Genomic DNA, 613 nt, shown 5'->3' with positions numbered 1-613 from the left:
GTGTTCCGGGCTGGGCTGGGGCTGTCCGGCGTGTAGGGCCTCCTTGAACGTCTCCGACAGTTGCCGCGCGGTCTGGTGCGCCTGACCCGTCTCCAGATGCACGGTCATGTCGAAGAACACCAGCGGCTGACCGTCCCGGGTCACCTCCGGCGGCAGGTCGGTGGTCCACACCGCCCCGTTCTCTCCCAGGAGCAACGCGTTTCCCGAGAGCCCATGGTCATGGAGGGCCGCAGCATAGGCGGAGGTCAGCCGGGCGAACAGTGGACGGCCCTGCACCGCGACCCGCTCCTCCAGCGTGGCGTAGGGCGTCACCCCGAACGGCACGAAGTAGGCGTCATGAGCCGAGCGGTAGACCCTGACCGCCCGCCCCGCCCGGGGCCTGACCTCCACCACCCTCAGCAGCCCCGCCGCCACCATGACCTTGACCCGGTAGAGCATCGTGTTCAGGGCGCACCCCACCATCCCCGCCGCCTCCCGGACCGTCCGGTCCTGCGCCAGGAAAGGCGCGAAGAACCGCTTGCTGGTCGGGTCTGTGAGGAGCGCCGCCTGACGGGCGTCCGTGATCTGGTGAAAGCTAGGCGAATCGGGCAGTGTCATTTGCAGTAGCGTACGG

The 613-nt window shown here is 68.8% G+C and carries 1 pseudogene; it reads right to left on the bottom strand.

The features are described 5' to 3' along the window. A pseudogene (locus tag A7B18_RS21120) lies at positions 1–597 on the bottom strand (hypothetical protein); the annotation flags it as partial. Positions 598–613: the final 16 nt, after the last annotated feature.

Origin of the sequence: Deinococcus planocerae (assembly GCF_002869765.1) — a bacterium.
Classification (GTDB): domain Bacteria; phylum Deinococcota; class Deinococci; order Deinococcales; family Deinococcaceae; genus Deinococcus; species Deinococcus planocerae.
Note: the sequence above shows the minus strand (reverse complement) of the source record. Positions and strands in the feature narration are given on the sequence as shown.